Genomic DNA, 17,318 nt, shown 5'->3' with positions numbered 1-17,318 from the left:
TGGGATAACGGTTATATGGAAGCACTGTTATTTAATCAATTTTAGCCGACTAAAATTTCATGCGTAACCCCTGGTTAAGTTCCCTTTATTTTCGTGAGTTTTATTTCCAATAAAATCATTATTCTTTTCTATCGTTGATATTGCAGTCTAAAAATAATCAACAAAACTCATATAAATTACTTATTTTTATTTTTCTTAATCATCTGAACCTGTTGTTGGTTGAACTGGAAAGACACGTACACGCATGTCATGTCAGCAGGTGTATAAAATCATCCGTGAGGTTCGTTTAAAGGCCAATTTAGCGATTTGCGTGAATCCGCACATATTATGGCATGCCTGTGATTATACAAAACAACAAGGCCACCTGCTCAAGCGGATGGCCTGGGTGAATATCTTTGTCCAATGGTAAATAGCTCAAATGTATCCTCTCAATGCGCCCACCATTATATAAGTAAAAAAAGCTCCAACGACTACGGAATGCTCACCAAGAAACAACTCACACATTTCACAATAATGCTACTATTGTGGAATTTAATCATAATTTTCACTATGTTATTGTTACTCTAGTAATAGAGAACATCCCCATGCTTTCACTCTACACAGCCTATGATGTACAGCATGAATTAAGAGATTTTATCAAGCGACAACGTAAGCAACAAAAAATCACCGTTGAAGTGCTGTCCAAGCGTTCCGGTGTGCCATATAGCACCATCAGGAAATTTGAGCGTACAGGCAATATCTCTTTGCGGCAGTTTTTAATGCTATTAGAAGCTATTGGTGAACTGAACCCACTGCATCAATTAACCAAAGAGCGCAAGCAGGAGCCAATCACGATTGCAGAGGTACTCAAGAATGCTTAATACGCCACTGAACGTTAAAAGAAAATTGTCTGATGGTTGCCATCTGTTGGTAGGTCAACTGGCAGAAACTCAACAACCACCGACTTTAGTTGGTGGTTGTTGAGTCTTAAAGCCGTACTGCAAGTAGCAAGGGTAATACAGAGGAAACAACTCCGATAAAACAGGTGTAACTGAGCAAGGCCGGAAAATCGTTGTAATGATATTGCCAAATGAGTCCCAAATAAAATATTTTGAAATTACGGTGATTTGACATAGGAAAAAAGATCAAGATGGTCATGATTTCACTGATACTCATGTGACCATAACGTCGGCGTTGCCACTTCGCGATACACTGTTGTTCCCCTGGTGGAATGAAAACACGGCAAGAATCGTCGACATCGCAGAAAAGTTCAATTCATTTATCCATGACTGTTCCTTGTGAGATCGTTTTCTGGTCGAAAATTCTGATCTTGGAACAGGCACTTAGTTCAATTTTTTATCCAGAACTCAGGTAAATTACCTCTTTTTTGTTTTTTGAGCATTTTTTAACATATACCCTATTCAAAAATAGGGGGCAAAAGGGTTACAAAAAAACGTGTAAAACCCCTCACACTTTTGGAATATGCTGATCAAATAATCAGTAACGCTTATTATTGTTAGGGATGGCTTGTATTAAAAATGAGCGTATAGTGTTCTTTTGGACTCCATTGCTGATATATGATACTTATCAGAAAGCACTAAAGGAGGAATACATGGATCGCGTTATCTATAGCGCAAAATTCGGTGATAAGACGGTCAGGTTTGTTGTGATTAAAATGGAACTTTATGTGTCACGTACTGATATTGTCGAAAGCTTTCGTGAGTGTGCAGCTGATTATGTAAAGCTCGAAGTTGATGGTTTAGTGGACGATTGGTTAAAAGGGATGGCGGATGCTCAAGATAGAAAATCAGCCATGTTGGGTGAAAGTAGTATCGGGCCAGTTGTACATTTTTATACTATTAGCCATCTACTTCATACTATGTCTGATTTCAATGAGTCTAGAAATGATGAATTGATAGCGCTAGGACGCAGGATTAATGCTCTTTTTAGATGGTTTTCTGATGCTTCTTACCAGGCTCATGAGCATTTCGGTATAACGATCTTTGAGATGCTTAATTCAGTTAGTAAAAGATTAGACCGGCTTAATGATTTTTTTGTTGTGAATGTTATCCATGATGGTGATGTGTGGGTTGCTGAGTGCGATGAACTTGGGCTGGTTACAGAAGCTAAGACTTATGATGAGTTAACAGAACAAGTTTGGGAAATAGCATCTGAATTGTATGAATTGAATGAGCTAGTCGGCGATTCTGAGTACATTCGTATCAAGTTTGTTCAGGAACAATCATCTGATTCAAGGATAGCCCTCTGATATGGGATCTGGCTTATATCTACCTAACTAAAACCGTCCAACTTTATGGGGTCAGTTCATTGCGGGGCTTTTTGTTGATTATTTTTTCCTATGCACAAAAGGGTTCTGTCGCATTAACAAAGAAAGTACAAGTGAAGATAAGGTAAGAATGGAGATATTAGGGCGGGATTTTACACCCATTTTACACCAAGCAAATTTCAGGCATAAAAAAACCAACCATAATAGGTTGGTTTTTCTAGGGAAATTTGGTCGGCATGATAGGATTTGAACCTACGACCCCCGACACCCCATGACGGTGCGCTACCAAGCTGCGCTACATGCCGATGACTTTTACTATACTACCGTTTTTTATTTTCAAAGCAAGCCCTCAATTTAGTGAGTGCTTGATTTTTCGACGATTAGTTTGCTAAAAATCGTTTAACCTCGGTTAGTATTTGTAATAACTGGGCGAGGTTAGGCTTGGCTCCTTGAATTTCATTACCATCCAAATCATACAGATAATATTCTCCGTTCTTGGAAAGATAGATGGTATTTGTAGCCGTTGTGACAATTAATGAGCCGTCATCACCCGTGATTAACCATGGGTTATCTCTCCGAACGGTAAAGAGATCTTCACCTTGAGAATAATCACCTGGAGAATTACTGACATGTAATAAACGTTGCATCAGGGTAGTCATGACATCCTGATGACTGGTTAATTTGTTGATGACCTGTGCAGGTGTACCCGGCCAGTGAATGATGAGTGGGACATGTATCTGTTCACGATTGAATTTGTCGCCAGTAAGCCATTTTGGTGAGTGTCCTGTGGACAATTCACTGTGTTTGGCTGTAATAACCACGATGGTTTTATCCAGCATGCCTTTATTGGTTAGTGTCTCTAAAACATTATTGATTTCGGTATCAAGTGCTTTTTTGTCAAATTGGCCCGTTGAGTGTGTAAAACCATTAATGCCCAAAAATGAGAACCACGGGGTAGTGCCATGATTGAGATCCAGCCACTGACGCCATTTTGTCACGGTTAGGCTATCATCTTTCTTGGTTGGGGTAGGGAATGAGTAATCGGTCAAAAGAGCCTGGCGGTAAAGAGGTGTTTGGAACCCATCCGAAGAGAACAGACCAAATTGATACCTCTGGTGAGTCAGTGCATCAAGAAGCGCTGAGGATTTTCTACTATTAAGAATGCCATCTAGATAGCCTGATGATATGCCATAGAATAATCCAAACAATGCAGTATCGTTTTGAATGCCAGTACTGAAGTGCTGTGTAAATTGGATATTGTTCTGAGTAAAGCGCTCAAGGGACGGCATGGCGTTGGTAATGTCTTTGTTATCCAGATCATCTACAACTAGCAACAGTAAATTATAACCTTGCCTGTTATCTTGGTAGGATAAGCCATTCAGTGGATATTCAACGGTTAGGGCAGCCGGGTTTCCTTGTTGGTTCATACGGCGCTGGTATTCCTGTTGATCCAGTAATCCGTGTTTTTCAAGGAATTTGCGTGCTGTCATTGGATAAGACAGTGGTAAATTTGAACGCTGCATGGTAATTGAGCGGTAGAAGTTAGCATCTGCCCAGATATACATCAGATGGGAAGCGATAAAAGCCGTAATGAATACCGCCGCCAATGGCTTACCGAACCGTTGGCGATTCAGGCTACGTAATTTTTGCCAGCTCCATGTGCCAAATAGCATCTGCACTAGAAAAATAGCCGGTATGCAGATGAACATCAGTTGCCATTCCCTTGTCAGTTCGCCCTGTTCTGGGTTGGTGACTAAGTCCCAAACCAACGGTGTCAGGTGCAGGTGAAAGCGAATATAGATAGAGGAATCTAGTATGAGCAGGGTTAGCCCTGCTGTGGCCAGTGCAGCGGAAAGAAACCTCAATAACCGCTGTGACATCACAACAAACGTCAGCGGAAATAAAATAAGTAAGTAAATGGCAAAGACAATGAAACTAAAATGACCGAGCCAACTGAGTAGCGCATAGATGCGACCAAACAGTGAACCCGGCCAGTCAGACGCAAATAAATAGCGACTGCCCAGCACAAGACTGAACACAATATTGAACAGTGCAAACCAGTGTCCCCAGCTGATCATCTGAGAGACTTTTTCGCGGTAATGCTGACGGCTAGTCACCATATTTTTTACGTTAAGGTTTTAATGAAAAATTAATGCGCTTTGTCTTCATTAATCGAGGACTGTAACGCGCGTGCAAACGAGTCTGCGATGTGCCTACGCTGCGCAGGGGCAATACTCGTATTGATTAAATTCGTTACCATATTGCCCAAGATCATCAGGGACAAATCAGTAGGTGTATGGTTTTTCTCGAAAACATTTACCAATTCAGCTAATAAATGTTCAACTTTTTCATCGCTGTAGCGAGACGACTGTGGCATAAATCAAAGATCCTGGATATACAAAGCCCTATATACTACCGTATAGAAGGGCAATTTTCTGCTTTTTTATGACAAATTAATTTTCCGACTGTGTGAGTTGCTGCCATTCTGAAGTCTGTTGCATCAGAAAGGTAACGGTGTTTGAATACGCCGCTAACCGCAAGGCTCAACGGTCAAAGCTGCAAAAGGAGTATAAATAATGAGTCTGGAAATTACCCAGATCGCGTTACACCGGTTGATTAAACGTGATGAACAAACACTTGAAGTCATTCTGCGTGATTCTTTGCTGACCACCAATCAGGTCGTAGAAGATATGATGGCTGAATTACATCGTGTGTATAGCGCAAAAAGCAAAGCCTATGGTTTATTCAATGATGAAAGTGAACTGGCGGAATCGCTCCGTCATCAACGTAAGGGAGATGAAGACTTTCTCGGTTTTAGCCGTGCTGCAACCGTTCGCTTGAAAGATGAATTGACAAAATATCCGTTTGCGGAAGGTGGTACGGTGTTATTTTGCCAGTATCGGTATCTGGCCGTAGAGTATTTACTGATTTCGGTTCTCAATAGTTGCAACAGCATGTCTGTCAATGACGAGCTGGATGTGAACACTACGCAGTATCTTGATATTCCTCATGCTGATATCGTTGCGAGAATTGACTTGACTGAGTGGGAAACTAATCCCGAATCCAGTCGTTATCTGACTTTTCTGAAAGGGCGGGTAGGGCGTAAGGTTTCTGACTTTTTTATGGATTTTCTGGCTGCCAGTGAAGGCATGAATGCCAAAGTGCAGAATAAGGGGTTGTTGCAGGCGGTGGACGATTATTGCGAATCAGCCCAGATTGATAAAAATGAACGTCAGGCTTATCGCCAGCAGGTTTACAGCTATTGTAATGAGCAGTTACAGGCAGGTGAGGAGATTAAACTACAAGAGTTGTCTCAAGAATTGCCACCATTGGGCGAGCAGAATTTCCAGCAATTTTCGCAGGAACAGGGATACGAATTGGAAGAGAGTTTCCCAGCAGATCGCGGTACATTACGTCAATTAACAAAATTTGCTGGCAGTGGTGGCGGATTGACCATCAACTTTGATGCAATGTTGTTGGGAGAGCGAATTTTTTGGGACCCAGTGACGGATACTCTGACGATTAAAGGCACGCCACCAAACTTGCGTGACCAACTGCAACGTCGTGGCAGTGGTAATCATTAACGCCTATCAGCAGTAAGAATAAAATAGTAGAAATAAATAACGCCGCAAATGCGGCGTTATCTACTCGGCGTCCCGATAAAAGCTCGATTGTGGCTAATTAAGCACGCAGGAAATCGATGTGCGTCAGCTTAGGTTTAAACGGATGACGCTGTACTGCCTGCACTTTAACTGTAGTTTCTTTACCATCAACAACCAGATTCAGGACTTCATAGAATTCTGGTTTACTTTCGTGGTTGATAACTGCATCGTGATCCAGTTCGATAGAAACTGGTTCTTGGTTACCACCATAGATGATAGCTGGAAACTTGTTAGCTCTACGCAGGCGGCGGCTCGCACCCTTGCCCTGCTCTTTACGTACTTCTGCATTAATAGTTAACATTATTTTTTCTCTGTAAAAGAAGAAAATAAATCCTGCTACAGGCGACCCAGCAGCAGGTTCGAGACTTGGCTTAATATAATGTACTACACTAAGCGGGCGGCATTTTAACGAAAAACCTATATGACAGCAAATAGAAAGTACTTTTGGGCTGATTTAATCGGCTCAGTACAGATCATCTGCTCGGCGAAACCGTCCTTGATAGTCAAAAACCTTTTCCCGGATTTGCCAGAACTGACCTTTTTTTCGTGCGACAACAAAGTCGGGATGTCGTAATAGAGGAAGCTGTTGTGCAATGTCCTCAGCTGTTTTCCATTGCAGAGGGATACCCGGCGCACGCTGGTGCTGGCGTAGGAAGTGAAGCTCAAACACTTTTCTCTGAGCAGGTATTGCTAAACGGAACCGTTCTGATACGTCCGCACCATCTTCATCGTAATAAGTGATTTGCAGCCATTCCCCTTTACTATCATGACCCGACGTTAATTGCATACCGCCACAACGTAGTACCAGTGCATTCTTGAGCTTAAGGGCGGCTTTCAGCATATCATCAGGATCGACCAGGACTTCCTGGCAGCGGTGACAGCGTCGTGCAGCGATATCATTTTCTGCACCGCAATGTGGGCAGGATTTGAAACGAAATCGGAAATCACATTGATGTCGTTTGCCGCTTTCATCTTCTTCCCATCCTTGGCAACGACGGCCAAAATGCTCAATGATTTCACCTTCCGCTGTACATTTCCCCCAGAAGGTATTGGCAAATTGGCAGATAGGGCAAAATACCTGTATAGGCTGGTTTTGAGAATTGGGCTTGCTACTACCGACTTCGGGGGAATAAATATCATGGGGATTTCCGGCGTAATCCAGAATTAAGCACTCTTTTTTGTCAGGGGATAAGCGTAATCCCCGCCCGATGATTTGTTGGTAGAGACTGACGGACTCTGTTGGACGTAATATAGCGATTAAATCGACATGAGGCGCATCAAACCCTGTTGTCAGCACGGCGACGTTGACCATATATTGGAGTTGTTGCGCCTTGAAAGCAGTGATCAATAAATCCCGTTCAGTTGCTGGGGTATTTGCGCTGACTAATGCGGCCTGTTCAGCAGATAGCAATTGGAAAATCTCTTTAGCATGTTCCACTGTGGCAGCGAAAATCATGACTCCTTTGCGGTCTTGGGCATATTCGATGATTTGCTTAATGATATGAGGAGTAATGCGCTTTTGTCGTTTTATCTCCCGATTCAGGTCAGCTTCATTGAAAATTCCCTGCTGGCTGGTACGAACCTGACTGAAATCATATTGCATTACGGGCATATCCAATCTTTCTGGGGGCACCAGAAAGTGATGTTTAATCATATAACGTAACGGAAGTTCATAAATACAATCACGAAAAAAACAGTGTTCATCTCCACGTATCATGCCATGATAGTGATATTGGTATATCCAGCCAGAGCCTAAACGGTAGGGCGTGGCGGTTAAGCCCAAGATACGTATCTGGGGATTGTTTTTCTTGAGTTGCTGGATAATTTGCTGATACTGACTGTTTTCATCATCACTGATACGGTGGCATTCATCAATAATTAACAGTGAGAAATGATGATCAAAACAATCCAGATTGCGAGCAACGGATTGAATGCTACCAAAGACAACTTTTCTTTCACTCTGCTTTTGATGCAATCCCGCAGAAAAAATATCCGCTTGCAGGTCATAGGCACAATACTTGCTATGGTTTTGTGCAACAAGTTCTTTGACGTGTGCCAGTATCAAAACTCGGCCGTGAGCCAGTTTTGCTAATTCTGCGATGATGAGGCTTTTACCCGCCCCTGTTGGCAAAACAATGACCGCAGGATCTTTGTGCTGACGAAAATGGTGGATGGTAGCATCTACCGCTTCTTGTTGGTAAGGGCGTAAAGTAAAAGCCATTTTTATGTTACTGTCATGGGTATTAGATAAAAGATAGTTGATAGAGAGGATAACATTTTTCCTGTGGTCTTGCCGTCGGGAAAGCGCTTTCCATTCAGTTACTAAAGTAAGATGGCTATAACATGTAGTTTATTATTGTTATAATTATTGATGTTACGATGACTCTGAATATTATCTGTTTAATCTTGTACTCCAATAGTGACCCTTGAAGTGCTTGCAATATCAAGGGTGTGTTCATATGTGTTTATTTTCTGTCAGGTACATCTATTCATGCGATTGGATAAATTTTTATCACAGCAGTTAGGTATAAGTCGTAACGATGTAGGTCGTGAACTACGGACTAGTCGGGTTACTGTCGATGGCGAGGTCATTAAGAGCGGTGCGTATAAATTGAAGCCCGATCAGCAGGTAGCCTATGAAGGTTCAGTATTGGAACAGTTAGATGGTTCCCGCTATTTTATGCTGAATAAACCACAGGGATATGTGTGTTCGACGGATGATCCAACAAATCCGACAATTTTGTATTTTATCGATGAACCTGTTGCCCATAAATTACACTCAGCAGGCCGTTTGGATATTGATACCACAGGCTTGGTTTTGCTGACAGATGATGGGCAATGGTCACATCGTATTACGTCACCCAAACATCATTGTGAAAAAACCTATCTTGTTACATTGGAATATCCAATATCAGACGATATTGAGATGAAATTTCTTGCAGGTGTGCAGTTGAATGGCGAAAAAACACTGACAAAACCAGCGAAACTAGAAATTATCGAGCCTCACCGTGTACGTTTGAGTATCAGTGAAGGACGATACCATCAAGTAAAACGGATGTTCGCCGCAGTGGGCAATCATGTTGTTGAGCTTCATCGTGAACGAATTGGTCAAATTTGTTTGGACTCTGCATTGGAGCCAGGAGAATATCGAGCATTGACCAAAAACGAAATTAACAGCATACAGGTGCTAACACCTTAACCTTCTTTTATCCATCTATTTAACAAGTTGTTACGGGAGTTAAAGCGTGCAACAACAACGATTATCCTATTTGGGGTTAGTTTTGATCCTTGGTTTGCTTTCTATGTTGATGCCATTGGCAATTGATATGTATTTGCCGAGTATGCCAACGATTGCCACCAATTTTGGCGTCGATGCCGGTCGAGTACAAATGACGCTGAGTAGTTACATTTTGGGTTTTGCCATTGGGCAGATGGTCTATGGGCCAATGTCAGATAGTCTGGGACGTAAGCCAGTCATTGTAGGTGGTGTGATTGTTTTTGCCATTGCTTCTGCTGCGTGTGCTTTGTCACAAAATATTGATACCTTTATTTCCATGCGCTTTCTGCACGGGTTTTCTGCTGCAGCAGCAAGTGTTGTGATCAACGCTTTGATGCGAGATATGTTCACGAAAGATGAATTTTCCCGCAGTATGTCTTTTGTGACATTGGTGATGATCATTGCGCCGTTGTTGGCTCCCATGTTAGGTGGGTTGATGATGGTATGGTTCAATTGGCATGCTATTTTCTGGTCAATCTCGATTGCTGGAGTGATAACCGCGTTTCTTGTTGCTTTCTTTATCCGGGAAACATTACCGAAAGAGAGAAGGCAGCGATTCAATTTAAAAACTATTTTTAACCAGTTTGCTATGTTATTTCGGCAGCGTCAGGTGCTGTTTTACATCTTGGCAAGTGGATTTTCTTTTGCAGGCATGTTTTCTTTTCTTAGTGCCGGTGCATTTGTTTACATTGACTTGAACGGGGTTTCTGCACAACATTTTGGTTACTATTTTGGGTTGAACATTATTTTTCTGTTCATTATGACCATGATTAATAGTCAATGTGTCCGCAAATATGGCGCATCGAAAATGCTGCATTTCGGCGTGTTTGTGCAATTTGTCATGGGTTTGTGGTTATTATTTAGCACTGTACTTGATTTAGGGTTTATTTCTCTTGTATTTGGTGTTGCAATTTATATCAGTGGTATTTCCATGATCACTTCTAATGCTATGGCTGTTGTTCTGGACGATTATCCTCATATGGCTGGAACGGTTGCGTCACTGGCTGGAACTATTCGTTTCAGTATTGCTGCGCTGGTGGGCACAATTTTATCTTCAGTATCTGCAAAAAGCGCATGGCCGATGGTGGGCTCAATGGCATTATGCGTAATATTGGCAATGTTACTTATTATTTATGCGAATAAGGCCAAAAAATAAAATAACCAGAGGGGCTATCAGATAGCATAAGGTAGCCTCTGTTTTTTTAATTCATATATTGCTTCCTTACACTTGCTGTACTGCCTATCTCCACATTAAAAAAATCATAGAGTTTTTCCAATATTTTTTATTCTGTCCTGATAGTGGCTGCATTTAGAGATAATCCCCAAAAATCTTGAAATAGCAAAAGAAGCCATTGATTTTTTGGATAGACAGGATATACCGATTAATCAGCAGACAAATGTAGACATTTGTTAATTTGATGATGCTAATCAATATTGGGTTGTTGGTTTTTTGTTAACTTTATGCCATTGAGTTCATGACTATAGATTAAAATGGTTTTGTTGTTAATTAACTGATTGTAATATAAAAATATTATTTTTCACAGTACGTGGCATGGCTTAATACACATAAATATGTAAATGAAATTTGAATGAAAAGTTGCTTATTTGCATAAAAATAAGTTGAATTTTTTACCTAAACAGTATAAATATATACAAAATGCGAGTTTGATCTCACTTTTTAAAATGGAAGATGAAAAGTGTGTGATAAATCGGATTTTATTTTAACTTTTTATTTACTTTTTTGTTTGCTTTTTGTTGGGGGGTTATTCGGTTTTGACGCACTGATAGCCTACAGCTGGTGGTTAGATGTATTAATGTTGTTTCTGATAGGAATAATACGTGGATAATATCCAACTTTCGGTAGTACATAGACTGCCGCAAAGTTATCGGTGGTCATCTGGCTTCGTTGGTACGAAAGTTGAAATTTTACCAACAGAAGAAACAGATATAGGAAATAGCCTGATGGGGCTGAAATTGTTAAGCCATGAAGGTGAAAATGCTCGGGTTATTTTGCATAGTTTGAATCAATCTATTGCTGATATGCAAATATTGAGCGCAGTAATTGAGTGGGAAGGTGAGCCATGTTTGTTTTTTGCTAAAGAGGATGAGAGTGCAGTGATATGTCGACTTAAGACATTAGGTGCTGCGATTGCAGAAAACATAACGGCGTTGTACCCACTTTAGTGGATAACAATTGGATAAAAAAACGCTTCCCTTTGGAAGCGTTTTTTTATGTCTGCAAGGGAATTAAGCTATAGTCAGGAGACTTTGTTCACGTCTCGCAGAACTCGTCTTGCGCCGTAGTACCGTTTAGTCCAGTAGGTATCGGTCAATTTGGAAACGATCACTCCATTACTGGTCGAAGCATGTACAAATTGGTTATTGCCGATGTAAATACCGACATGGCGCATATAAATGCCTGTTTTGAACAGCACTAAATCACCTGCCCGTAATTTAGAACGGCTGACGGTTTGGCCAATTTTTTGCTGCTCTGATGTAGAACGCGGTAAATCTATATCGAACTGATCATGGAAGGTACGTTGGACAAAAGCAGAGCAATCAATGCCGCGCTTTGTATTCCCACCAAGCCGATAGGCAACACCTTTCCAGTCTGCATATTGGTTAAGGATTTTGGATTTAGTATCCAAATTTTTAACTAGAGTTTCAAACTCATCCTGAGACGCTTGCAGTAAGAAGTGCTTTTGGCTGTTTACTGCATGAGTATCAGTTTTTTTGCTACGCATTTGGGAGTCTGGCGAACTACATGCGGTTAGTACCACTGCCGCGAGAATTGCGGGTATCAACCGCAATATGTATCTCAGTATTGGTTGAGACTTGACCATTATATTGATTTTCCCTTGCAGCCCTTAACGTGGCTTATCGCCATCATGGAAACACTAAACGTTCTAAAGCGTAGTCAGAAGATGGTGAATTAACAAATTTTCTGTCCCTAAAGTGTGCGAAGCAACACATTTTATTAATATCTTTACAAAACGCGTTATTTTAATAATAGGGCACAGGGAAGGTTACAGAAATGATGAGTAAAAAGCGAGATACAAAAAGCGTTCTTTACAAAAAATTAGATTAGGAACTAAGGGGTTAGAATGATTGTTGCTATTTTATACCTGTTTGGTAAAAATTGTGTAGTTTTGAGGAGATAAGCAATATCTCCTCACCATTACTATTTTAATTAGTACGCCTAATATACGGCAGTTTTTTATCCAGCCATGTTGCCATAATATCACTTAAGGGTGTCAGTAATACCCAGCTCATTCCAATTAATGTCAGGGATAATGAACCGATAGCAATATCTGTAAACCAATGAGCACCTGCCATAATGCGCGGGAGGGTAAAGGTGATCATAATCAGCAGGGCAATGAAAAATGCGCCGCGAGAGACATAGCGAAGAATAAAACAACTAAAAATCAATAGCATTAATCCATGATCACCAGGGAAACTGTCTTTGGAAGCATCTTTTGTATGCCAACTGATCATGTCGTCCACGCGATTAATATTTTCGAATGTTAATGTTGGGCTTGGGCGGCTGACGGGAATTTTGTGGCCTATTTGGTTAATAATGACAGCAGTGACTAACATTACCAGCCCTATCATGAAAAGACGGCGTTTACCCGCATAGTCCTGTTTGCGAAATGCGCTGTAATAGAGCAAGCCCATACACAGAAGCGATATAACATCAAATGCCCTGATATTCACGATGGCGACAAACAGTGCAAATCTGGAATTTGGAAGCAGTTTTTCATTAAAGAAATGAAAAATGGCTGCATCAATGTTAAACCAAAAACCGTGATTCTCAGGCAAATACCATGAGAAAAACAGGGCAATACCGAGCATATTAAGTATAAATATAGATAATGGGTTACTGCGGGTCATGAGATACCTATTTAAAACGAAAGTAAATTTTGGTGGTAGTCAAATTAACTGGGGGAGCACTATAGCAAAATTTATGGCAAAGAGTAATCGCTCTGGCATGTTGTTGCTAAGACATGGAGATATCAGCATATTTATACCATTTATGGACTGGCGTAACTATCATTAATATGCGAATTATTTTGTAATATCGGAAAAATAGCTAAATCCCCACTTCAGTACCGATAATATATATTTGTCTCAATTTTGAGCACTGACTATTATTAAATAACTACAAATTGCTTTCCCCATATCCTAACTTGTTAGAATATTATGTTGAAATGTGGCCTTTATAAATAAAAATCATAAAGAAATTGTTTCATTTTCCGTTATATCGTTATATAGATAGCAGAGCGTTGTACCATTATCTGGTTTTCTAATTTAGCGTGGGGCTAAAGTTGAAAAAAGATAATAATACCTGTAGTGGAGGTTAAATGCTTATGTTACGAAAAATGACGACTTTTTTGTTTATACCTTTGTTTTATCCTGTAATGGCACATGATCCGCTATCCTCAAGTTTTGGGTCTCTTCAATTTCATGGCGCTATTGTTGAGCCTCCATGTCAGTTTAATTGGGGTGAAGAACGTACTGAAGTAGCCTGTTGGCACAATGGCGAACAGATTAATCAAGATAAAAACTTAGAATATCAAAAAGATAGTGATTACCCATTATCAAAGCATATTGGAATAGAAGAAATAAGGTGGATGGAAGAAAACAAGAAGTCAGGAATTGTTACTATCACTTATCACTAAAAATTATATAATACCTTTCTAATCATATTGTTTATTTAATTTATAAATATAATTATTAATTGTAAAATTTTTTATAATTTTGTTTGAATAATGGTTATTAATAACCGTTTTGTAAATGACTTAATAAAAATAGTATCTTTTTTTGAGCTGAAAATTCATTTTTGATATGAATCAATAAAATGTGTCAATGTTGTATTTTTTCCTGTGAAATAATTATGATGGAGATGAAGGAATAAAGGTAACTGAGTTTTAGTTAATGGAAAAACGAAAGTGAGGTGACCATGCAAAATTATCTTAAATTGTTAATTAGCTGTTTGTTGGTTTCATGGATGTCTTATGGATATGCGCAATCTACAGGAGGGCAAATTCAGTTTTCAGGTTCTATTGTTGACCCAGGATGTCAAGTCGTCGTATCGAATACTCAGGCTAATATCTCTTGCTATCGGTTGGGGAAAAGCCTTACTGTAAAGCAAATTATTTCAACTCAGAAAACAATCGGCGAGGTCATGCTTCCTGGTAATATAGGTGTTTCCAGTGTGAAGTGGACTGATAGCCAAAAACGTGTGGCGATCATTAATGTGGATTACTTCTGATTTTAATAGGTGATGAATTGCTCTTTTCATCGAAAGGGAAAGAGCAATTAATATTTTAAGGATATAGAACTAATCACAACGTCCCATATAACGACGTTCTGCAATATGAATGCGGATTTTTTCGCCTGAACTCAGATATTCAGGCACCTGAATAGTGAGTCCTGTACTCATTTTAGCGGGTTTTGTACGAGCACTTGCTGATGCTCCTTTAATACTCGGCGTGGTTTCTTCAATGATCATATCAACAGTTTGTGGTAATTCGAGAGCCAGCAATTGCCCATCCATTGTTAAAACTTGCATTCCCGGCAAACCTTCTTCAGGAATAAACAGTAATTCTTCTTCGATTTGATTTTTTTTAAAGTGATAAGGGGTGAAATCTTCATCATCCATGAAGATATATTCATCACCATCAATATAGGAAAAACTGACGCTGCGGCGGGTCAATGTGATGGTTTCGAGAATATCATCACCTTTGAAACGCTCTTCCACTTTCTGACCCGTTCTAACATCAGTAAAGCGCATCTTATACAGAGTGCTGGCACCACGCGCGCTGGGTGTCTGAATATCGATGTCTTTAACTAATAATAATTTTCCATTGTAACTGATTGCAGTTCCGCGCTTAATTTCATTGGCTTTAGCCATAGATACCTTCCGTAAAAACAAGGAAATAATGGAATGAATATTGAAGTGGCGACAAAATTACTCGCAGTCAGCACATTAGGCAAGAGGTGATATGAAAACCTCAGTAAAAATACTGAGGCATGGGGGACATATCAATGATAAGTAGGTAACACATCAAATAGGGAGAGAATATGTGCTGTAGCATTTATCAGTCCGAACAGAATGATAAAAGCAATCAGAAAATTACCGCCGGGAGCCTGATAGCTGGCGTTTGGATAGCGCACACGGCTAGCATGAGCCATCAGGGCTGGAACGATAACCGCCCAAATCGTTGCCGCCAGTCCTGCAAAGCCGATCGCATATAGGAAACCGTTTGGAAAGATTAACGCCAGTACCGTTGGCGGAATGAATGTCACCAGTGCGGTTTTAAAACGACCTTCTCCACTGTCATCGAATCCGAAAAAATCAGCCAGATAGTCAAACAGACCCAGAGATACACCCAAGAATGAACTCGCCAATGCCATATATGAGAAAGCATTTAAGAGTTGGGCTACGGTAGTATTGTTGGACGTATTATCCATCTGTTGCAGTAAATTCGCGATATTACCCCCATCGGCGATGATCTGCTTGAAGGCTTCACGGGGAATATTTCCCTGAATCACATACTGCCACAAAATGTAGATGACCAATGCGATTAATGTGCCATAGAACAGGCTGTGTGCAACGGCTCTACTGTCCTTATGGTAATATTTCACCAGACCTGGGATATTACCGTGATAGCCAAATGAGGCCAGCAGATAAGGTAGCGCCATGAAAGTATATGGTAAATAGCTGGTTTCAGTATTGGCTTGATCAAATAAGACAGTTGATTTGACTTCGGTAAACATGCTTCCAACTGACATAATAAATGTTATTACCATGCCGCCTATCAAAATGGTACTTAAGCGATCAACTGCTTTGGTGGACATCCAGACAATAAAGGCAACGATCAGTGCGAACAGCAACCCAGTTCCCGATTGAGGCAGGGGAAGGAGATGCGTAATATTATGAAATAAAATCGAGCTGCCGGCTGAAACATAAGCATAGGTCAGGATATACAAAACGAAGGCGATAGATAAGCCATTGAGGGTACTCCAACCTTTACCCAGTAAATCTTTAGTAACAGTATGGAAACTAGAGCCAGACGGATAATTAAGATTAGCTTCCAAAATCATTAAGCCAGAGAAGTACATACATGCCCAAGTATATACCAGCAAAATTATTGATCCTGTAAACCATACGCCTGAAGTAGCAATAGGAATGGAAAACATACCTGCACCGACGGCAGTACCGGCAATGATCATTGCGCCTCCAAGTATGGAGGGACGTTTTAAATTTTGCGTTACCTCAATGGTCATATAGACTCCTAATTAATAGTACTACCTTGTACTAGCTTGACGATACGTTAATGAATGATATGTGTAAACAAATATTTATGGATGATAAGTAAATTCCTTTTGTTGTATTTTTCATACAAATGTGGGAGCAGGTTATATGAAATAACCCGCCTGAAAAGCATTTGAGAAGATGGGTTGTTTTAAGCGATAAGATAGAATTTTTCCATTTGCCATAGCTTGATGGCATTGCGGCTGGCTTCAAAGTGGGGTTCTGGTAGCTGATTAGGATCACACCAGATTAACTGCTCACATTTTTCAGGTTCCATTAGTTGTGGCTCACCTCCAGGGTGATGTGCCAATAAACAGACAGAAACTGTATGTTTTCCTTCTTCATGGTAGGTTTCGAGGTTATTGCAGACACCATAGACTTTAGGATCTTGAATCGTTAATCCAGTTTCTTCCTGAATTTCCCGGATGGCGCATTCTTCAAAAGTTTCACCTGGATCGACGTGCCCACCAAAGATTGACCAATAGGGTGCGTGCTTGCTGGTGCGTTTTCCCAGCAGGACTTCACCTTTATCATTAATAATGATGACACCAACTCCGACAACAACTGACACTGTATATTCCTCCGGCTGGAATTTATCCATGATGATGAAGATAGATTTTAAATTATCTGTAGTGGTTTTATTTTCGTCATCTGACAAGAAATCTTCTCTCGGCATATTTTTACTTTTAGATCGAGATAACACAACGATCAATCAAGTGGTAATTTTAACTGAAACGATTCAATTTTGATGTTATAAATAACAGAGAAATCTTAATATTACTTATGATTGTTTAC

At 40.3% G+C, this 17,318-nt stretch carries 17 protein-coding genes, 1 tRNA gene and 1 pseudogene; 8 read left to right on the top strand and 11 right to left on the bottom strand.

All coding sequences use genetic code 11. The annotated features are described in order from the left end of the window. Positions 1–584 precede the first annotated feature (584 nt). Positions 585–860 carry a helix-turn-helix domain-containing protein gene (locus NXS07_RS12275; RefSeq protein ID WP_038224771.1) on the top strand — a complete coding sequence of 92 codons (276 nt, stop codon included), beginning with the start codon at positions 585–587 and terminating at the stop codon, positions 858–860. A gap of 133 nt (positions 861–993) precedes the next feature. Here NXS07_RS12275 and NXS07_RS12270 read toward each other — a convergent pair. Then, positions 994–1,254: pseudogene (locus tag NXS07_RS12270) on the bottom strand (IS982 family transposase); the annotation flags it as partial. A gap of 337 nt (positions 1,255–1,591) precedes the next feature. Between NXS07_RS12270 and NXS07_RS12265 the strand changes: the two are divergent. Next, positions 1,592–2,248, top strand: a complete 657-nt coding sequence (locus NXS07_RS12265) for a DUF1902 domain-containing protein (protein ID WP_230579703.1) — start codon at positions 1,592–1,594, stop codon at positions 2,246–2,248. Positions 2,249–2,494: 246 nt separating this feature from the next. Here the strand turns inward: NXS07_RS12265 and NXS07_RS12260 are convergent. From NXS07_RS12260 to NXS07_RS12250, 3 genes are all read right to left on the bottom strand, one after another. Further along, positions 2,495–2,571 (bottom strand) — tRNA-Pro (locus tag NXS07_RS12260). Positions 2,572–2,646: 75 nt separating this feature from the next. Then, complete coding sequence (gene yejM / locus NXS07_RS12255; protein ID WP_038207721.1) at positions 2,647–4,386, bottom strand: LPS biosynthesis-modulating metalloenzyme YejM; 1,740 nt, start codon at positions 4,384–4,386, stop codon at positions 2,647–2,649. Positions 4,387–4,415: 29 nt separating this feature from the next. Beyond that, positions 4,416–4,643, bottom strand: coding sequence for a YejL family protein (locus NXS07_RS12250; protein WP_012989296.1), 228 nt, complete (start codon positions 4,641–4,643; stop codon positions 4,416–4,418). 199 nt (positions 4,644–4,842) lie between these two features. Between NXS07_RS12250 and yejK the strand changes: the two genes are divergently transcribed. Continuing rightward, complete coding sequence (gene yejK / locus NXS07_RS12245; protein ID WP_038225114.1) at positions 4,843–5,850, top strand: nucleoid-associated protein YejK; 1,008 nt, start codon at positions 4,843–4,845, stop codon at positions 5,848–5,850. A gap of 97 nt (positions 5,851–5,947) precedes the next feature. Here yejK and rplY read toward each other — a convergent pair whose 3' ends face one another. Then, entirely contained in the window at positions 5,948–6,229 is a 282-nt protein-coding gene (gene rplY / locus NXS07_RS12240) for a 50S ribosomal protein L25 (RefSeq protein WP_012989294.1), read from the bottom strand. Between the two features lie 162 nt (positions 6,230–6,391). Then, positions 6,392–8,149: a DNA repair helicase RadD gene (gene radD / locus NXS07_RS12235; protein ID WP_258086837.1), complete on the bottom strand. Its 1,758-nt coding sequence runs from the start codon at positions 8,147–8,149 to the stop codon at positions 6,392–6,394. A gap of 270 nt (positions 8,150–8,419) precedes the next feature. Between radD and rsuA the strand changes: the two genes are divergently transcribed. From rsuA to NXS07_RS12220, 3 genes are all read left to right on the top strand, one after another. Continuing rightward, positions 8,420–9,127, top strand: coding sequence for a 16S rRNA pseudouridine(516) synthase RsuA (gene rsuA, locus NXS07_RS12230; RefSeq protein WP_258086836.1), 708 nt, complete (start codon positions 8,420–8,422; stop codon positions 9,125–9,127). A gap of 46 nt (positions 9,128–9,173) precedes the next feature. Next, complete coding sequence (locus NXS07_RS12225) at positions 9,174–10,361, top strand: Bcr/CflA family multidrug efflux MFS transporter (RefSeq protein ID WP_038207709.1); 1,188 nt, start codon at positions 9,174–9,176, stop codon at positions 10,359–10,361. Between the two features lie 683 nt (positions 10,362–11,044). Then, on the top strand, positions 11,045–11,389 hold the full coding sequence (locus NXS07_RS12220) for a YejG family protein (protein WP_038193004.1): 345 nt from the start codon (positions 11,045–11,047) through the stop codon (positions 11,387–11,389). 74 nt (positions 11,390–11,463) lie between these two features. On the opposite strand, the gene mepS is transcribed toward NXS07_RS12220, so the two are convergent. Both mepS and NXS07_RS12210 read right to left on the bottom strand, forming a co-directional pair. Next, positions 11,464–12,048, bottom strand: coding sequence for a bifunctional murein DD-endopeptidase/murein LD-carboxypeptidase (gene mepS, locus NXS07_RS12215; protein WP_038193006.1), 585 nt, complete (start codon positions 12,046–12,048; stop codon positions 11,464–11,466). Positions 12,049–12,391: 343 nt separating this feature from the next. After that, a complete protein-coding gene (locus tag NXS07_RS12210) occupies positions 12,392–13,096 on the bottom strand; it encodes a phosphatase PAP2 family protein (RefSeq protein ID WP_038193008.1) in 705 nt (234 codons plus the stop codon). Between the two features lie 470 nt (positions 13,097–13,566). Here NXS07_RS12210 and NXS07_RS12205 point away from each other — a divergent pair, with 470 nt between their 5' ends. After that, entirely contained in the window at positions 13,567–13,884 is a 318-nt protein-coding gene (locus tag NXS07_RS12205; RefSeq protein WP_258086835.1) for a YmdA family protein, read from the top strand. A 281-nt stretch (positions 13,885–14,165) separates the two neighbouring features. After that, positions 14,166–14,477, top strand: coding sequence for a YmdA family protein (locus NXS07_RS12200; protein ID WP_038224130.1), 312 nt, complete (start codon positions 14,166–14,168; stop codon positions 14,475–14,477). A 69-nt stretch (positions 14,478–14,546) separates the two neighbouring features. Here the strand turns inward: NXS07_RS12200 and yeiP are convergent, their stop codons facing one another. The 3 genes from yeiP to NXS07_RS12185 all read right to left on the bottom strand — a co-directional run bounded on the left by yeiP (position 14,547) and on the right by NXS07_RS12185 (position 17,094). Beyond that, positions 14,547–15,119, bottom strand: a complete 573-nt coding sequence (gene yeiP / locus NXS07_RS12195) for an elongation factor P-like protein YeiP (protein WP_038207704.1) — start codon at positions 15,117–15,119, stop codon at positions 14,547–14,549. Between the two features lie 131 nt (positions 15,120–15,250). Then, complete coding sequence (mtr, locus tag NXS07_RS12190; RefSeq protein ID WP_038224128.1) at positions 15,251–16,495, bottom strand: tryptophan permease; 1,245 nt, start codon at positions 16,493–16,495, stop codon at positions 15,251–15,253. 179 nt (positions 16,496–16,674) lie between these two features. Then, the gene (locus NXS07_RS12185) at positions 16,675–17,094 is read right to left on the bottom strand and encodes a nucleotide triphosphate diphosphatase NUDT15 (protein ID WP_038190377.1); all 420 of its coding nucleotides are present in this window, start codon (positions 17,092–17,094) and stop codon (positions 16,675–16,677) included. Positions 17,095–17,318 lie beyond the last annotated feature (224 nt).

Origin of the sequence: Xenorhabdus bovienii (assembly GCF_024721015.1) — a bacterium.
In the GTDB taxonomy this organism is placed as follows: domain Bacteria; phylum Pseudomonadota; class Gammaproteobacteria; order Enterobacterales; family Enterobacteriaceae; genus Xenorhabdus; species Xenorhabdus bovienii.
The sequence above is the reverse complement of the archived record's forward strand: the minus strand, read 5'-3'. Positions and strand labels throughout refer to the sequence as shown.

Excerpts from the sequence above, each read along its gene's own strand:
- rsuA (WP_258086836.1), top strand. The coding sequence starts at position 8,420 with ATGCGATTGGATAAATTTTTATCACAGCAGTTAGGTATAAGTCGTAAC.
- yejM (WP_038207721.1), bottom strand. The coding sequence starts at position 4,386 with ATGGTGACTAGCCGTCAGCATTACCGCGAAAAAGTCTCTCAGATGATC.
- NXS07_RS12250 (WP_012989296.1), bottom strand. The coding sequence starts at position 4,643 with ATGCCACAGTCGTCTCGCTACAGCGATGAAAAAGTTGAACATTTATTA.
- NXS07_RS12265 (WP_230579703.1), top strand. The coding sequence starts at position 1,592 with ATGGATCGCGTTATCTATAGCGCAAAATTCGGTGATAAGACGGTCAGG.
- mtr (WP_038224128.1), bottom strand. The coding sequence starts at position 16,495 with ATGACCATTGAGGTAACGCAAAATTTAAAACGTCCCTCCATACTTGGA.
- yeiP (WP_038207704.1), bottom strand. The coding sequence starts at position 15,119 with ATGGCTAAAGCCAATGAAATTAAGCGCGGAACTGCAATCAGTTACAAT.
- NXS07_RS12200 (WP_038224130.1), top strand. The coding sequence starts at position 14,166 with ATGCAAAATTATCTTAAATTGTTAATTAGCTGTTTGTTGGTTTCATGG.
- yejK (WP_038225114.1), top strand. The coding sequence starts at position 4,843 with ATGAGTCTGGAAATTACCCAGATCGCGTTACACCGGTTGATTAAACGT.
- NXS07_RS12205 (WP_258086835.1), top strand. The coding sequence starts at position 13,567 with ATGCTTATGTTACGAAAAATGACGACTTTTTTGTTTATACCTTTGTTT.
- radD (WP_258086837.1), bottom strand. The coding sequence starts at position 8,149 with ATGGCTTTTACTTTACGCCCTTACCAACAAGAAGCGGTAGATGCTACC.
- mepS (WP_038193006.1), bottom strand. The coding sequence starts at position 12,048 with ATGGTCAAGTCTCAACCAATACTGAGATACATATTGCGGTTGATACCC.
- rplY (WP_012989294.1), bottom strand. The coding sequence starts at position 6,229 with ATGTTAACTATTAATGCAGAAGTACGTAAAGAGCAGGGCAAGGGTGCG.
- NXS07_RS12210 (WP_038193008.1), bottom strand. The coding sequence starts at position 13,096 with ATGACCCGCAGTAACCCATTATCTATATTTATACTTAATATGCTCGGT.
- NXS07_RS12275 (WP_038224771.1), top strand. The coding sequence starts at position 585 with ATGCTTTCACTCTACACAGCCTATGATGTACAGCATGAATTAAGAGAT.